The 2972-nt window shown below is 41.7% G+C and carries 2 protein-coding genes and 3 rRNA genes; 1 reads left to right on the top strand and 4 read right to left on the bottom strand.

Translation table 11 applies throughout. The features are described 5' to 3' along the window. Both VN447_RS15615 and garR read right to left on the bottom strand, forming a co-directional pair. A 16S ribosomal RNA gene (locus VN447_RS15615) occupies positions 1 to 138 on the bottom strand; the annotation flags it as partial. A gap of 583 nt (positions 139 to 721) precedes the next feature. After that, positions 722 to 1606, bottom strand: coding sequence for a 2-hydroxy-3-oxopropionate reductase (garR, locus tag VN447_RS15610; RefSeq protein ID WP_325526270.1), 885 nt, complete (start codon positions 1604 to 1606; stop codon positions 722 to 724). Between the two features lie 352 nt (positions 1607 to 1958). Between garR and VN447_RS15605 the strand changes: the two genes are divergently transcribed. After that, positions 1959 to 2309, top strand: coding sequence for an ASCH domain-containing protein (locus VN447_RS15605; RefSeq protein ID WP_325526269.1), 351 nt, complete (start codon positions 1959 to 1961; stop codon positions 2307 to 2309). 139 nt (positions 2310 to 2448) lie between these two features. On the opposite strand, the gene rrf is transcribed toward VN447_RS15605, so the two are convergent. Continuing rightward, a 5S ribosomal RNA gene (gene rrf, locus VN447_RS15600) occupies positions 2449 to 2565 on the bottom strand. 271 nt (positions 2566 to 2836) lie between these two features. After that, positions 2837 to 2972 (bottom strand): 23S ribosomal RNA (locus VN447_RS15595); the annotation flags it as partial.

Raw genomic sequence — 2972 nt, 5'->3', positions numbered from 1 at the left:
CCCAATTTAGAGGCAGGTTGTCTACGCGTTACTCACCCGTTCGCCACTAAGTATCCATTGCTGAATACTCCGTTCGACTTGCATGTGTTAGGCACGCCGCCAGCGTTCGTCCTGAGCCAGGATCAAACTCTCCAATAAAGTATGACGTCTATATGCTTCTTTGCTTATCCCTGCAGCTATCTTAATTAAGGAAGACTTACTCCTTGATCAGACGCAACAGGCAAAAGTTCAAAGTCACATTGTGACTACATTATATTGAAGCCGTTTTATCGGCTCGTTTAAATCAAAAAAAATTGTTTTGTTTGTGCTACAAGTAGCACAACGCACATCTGGCATTTTATGATGCATTACTTTACATTGTTCAGTTTTCAGGGAACGTTGTTGCTTTTTTATATCACTACATTACACTAGCGACATTTATATATGTTATCACGTTTACTTTATCGTGTCAACATAATATTTTTATGATGTACTGTCGAGAAACTGACAGCTTGTATATAATAGCATCGACTTCGCGCAAAGTCAACTATATTTTTAGGTAAAGTATTGTTAAAGATACCCACACGTTTGCCTGTCGGGATTGCTATTTCGCCTGAAAACAAAGACTACTGCACAGAAAAAAGCGACAACCTAAAAGATCGCCGTTTTTTTATTCATTACAACTTTGCCACTACATTACACAAATTTCCCCAAATAATAGGAAAAAATGAACTTATCGATTCTAGCGTTTGACTTCTACTTTTGCCAGCTTTTCGTAATATTGTATTAGGCCGCCATGATCATTGTCGCCCATCCCATCTACTTTCAGGGCTTGCATCATCTCCATAACGGCAGTAGTAAGCGGGAGTGGCACTCCTACTTCATGGGAAGTCTCCAATACGTTGGCAAGATCCTTGATGTGCAGATTAATACGAAACCCTGGGTTAAAGTTTCGATCCATCACTAGCGGAGCCTTAGCATCAAGCACAGTACTTCCTGCCAAACCACCACGAATAGCCTGATAAACCAATTCCGGTTCAACACCGGCCTTGCTTGCTAAAACAAGCGCTTCCGACATAGCTGCAATATTGATAGCTACAATGATTTGGTTAGCGAGTTTTGTTACATTACCAGCCCCGACATCACCGGTAAGCACGACAGAGCCTGCCATAGCTTTCATAACAGGGTAGCATTTTTCAAATACCTCTTTCTTACCGCCAACCATAACCGAAAGAGTACCATCAATTGCCTTAGGCTCACCGCCGCTAACTGGGGCATCTAGAAGTTCAACGCCTTTCTCAGCAAGTTCTTTGGCTATTTCACGGCTCACTAGCGGCGCAATTGAGCTCATATCCACTACAACTGCACCTGGCTTAGCGCCTTCGATTACACCATTTTGCCCAAGCACCACTTGTTTGACCTGAGGAGAATTAGGCAGCATGGTAATGATAATGTCAGCCTGCTCAGCCACAGCCTTGGGAGTTGCAGCAAATGTAGCTCCGGTAGCAACAACTTCATCAACAGCACCTTGGTTCATGTCAAGCACGACAAGCTCATAGCCGGCTTTAATTAAATTTTTGCTCATGGGTTTACCCATAATCCCTAGTCCAATAAATCCAATTTTCATATTTACCATAACCTCCTAATATTACTGTATTTATAGACAATCGTACCCATATCCTTTTTTAACGAACCATACAGGGGCGCTTGTTGTCAAACTTCCAGCGAGAAATCAGATATTGCATAGCCATTGAGTCATCACGGCTTCCAAGTCCCATCTTGCGCGTCCTGAAAGAGTTTTCCTGATGCTCTCACCACCAGGTACCTCACCAACACCGGTATGTCCGGCAATATCTCAGATTTCCTACATTATACCAGAATGCTTTAAGAGTATTAATTATTTTTTCTTTGATAAACTCTTAATTAAGGAATATAATGTTATATAAAGTAATATCTAGAACTATACGAGGAGGGAATTTATGTTTGCACTTAACTTTCAATCACCGAATCACGAGAAGTTGTTAATTAGTCGTCAAAAAAACTGTACTGTTCGTCTGGGAGATATGAGAAGCACCTATCCAGAAAACTCTGTAGTTTGGGTAACAGTCGGCGAAAAGTTTAAAACCAAAAGAAAATTATATCCCGCTATGGTTGATCGGGTATTAATAAAGAAGTTTTCTGACCTTACTACACATGATTTGGATCATCAAAACCCTGAGATAAAGTCAATAGAAGAATTACTTAGTTTTTTTGAAAAGATTTATCAAAAGTCAATTCATTCAGACGATACTGTAACTGTAATCTATTTTTCCGAAATAATTGAAGAATAATCAAAATAAAAAGCACTCATGCGAGTGCTTTTTATTTTAATTACGTCTTCCCTCCGCCTAGCAGCTGGAGCACTCTGAACGGTCTAAGTCTTTGCGCTATATATAACAAAAAAGCACTCACTTTCGTGAGTGCTAATCTAACCAGCAACTTCCTAATCTCCCAGGCCGTTTCCAGCCAAGTACCTTCGGCGTTTGTGGGCTTAACTACTGTGTTCGGTATGGGAACAGGTGGAACCCCACAGCTATCGTCACTGGATATGTAGTTCATCGATCGCCACACCATCCATGGTGCGATCGATACTAGCCCCATCACGGGGCGTCGCAGGTGAACATCCCTATTGGGTACATTCCCTGAAAACTTCACAGAAGAAAAGCATTGCGCATATTAGATACTGGTCGCTAATTCAGAGCTAAAAGATACATTTATGATGTTATCGCTCCGCTCTAACTAAGCGACTCACACATATTCTCGTTTCGCCTATCGGCTCCCGACAATATGGTTCGCTGCTTCGTGCAAACGAGGTTGTTAAGTCAAGTCCTCGGCCTATTAGTACCAGTCAGCTGAGTGGATTGCGCCACTTACACATCTGGCCTATCAACCTTGTCATCTACAAGGGGCCTTACTTCTTTCGAATGACAGACCTCATCTTAAGGCTGGTTTCA

The sequence above is a fragment of the Sporomusa sp. genome, assembly GCF_035561155.1.
Lineage (GTDB): Bacteria > Bacillota > Negativicutes > Sporomusales > Sporomusaceae > Sporomusa.
The sequence above is the reverse complement of the archived record's forward strand: the minus strand, read 5'-3'. Positions and strand labels throughout refer to the sequence as shown.

Coding starts and splice junctions, on each gene's coding strand:
- garR (WP_325526270.1), bottom strand. CDS start 1,606: ATGAAAATTGGATTTATTGGACTAGGGATTATGGGTAAACCCATGAGC.
- VN447_RS15605 (WP_325526269.1), top strand. CDS start 1,959: ATGTTTGCACTTAACTTTCAATCACCGAATCACGAGAAGTTGTTAATT.